This window comes from Parahoeflea alexandrii (genome assembly GCF_027214025.1).
Lineage (GTDB): Bacteria > Pseudomonadota > Alphaproteobacteria > Rhizobiales > Rhizobiaceae > Hoeflea > Hoeflea alexandrii_A.
The window spans coordinates 1-257 of record NZ_JAPWHB010000048.1; the positions used below are offsets into that span (position 1 = coordinate 1).

Sequence of the window (257 nt, forward strand, 5' to 3'; positions counted from 1 at the left end):
GCTACGCCCAGTCGAGACCATCGTTGACGCCCTCGCCCAGCTCGTCGTCGGCGGGTCAGGAAGCTCCCTAGGCCGAGTGGCGGCACCGCGTCAGATGGCTGCCCTGGCTGCCCAAGGGCTATCCGACACTTTCCGAGTCGACGTCGCCACCCGGCGGGTTGTGCTGGCCAGCGCCGCCGGTGCCGGCCTGGCATCGGTCTATAACGTGCCCGTCGCTGGAGCGCTGTACGCCCTAGAACTGACGGTGCGCCCTGATC

At 68.9% G+C, this 257-nt stretch carries 1 protein-coding gene; it reads left to right on the forward strand.

Annotated elements, in window-relative coordinates; genetic code table 11:
• Positions 1-19: 19 nt before the first annotated feature.
• Positions 20-257: chloride channel protein (locus O4H62_RS26595; protein WP_430538525.1), on the forward strand; the 238-nt coding region annotated here is incomplete at its 3' end.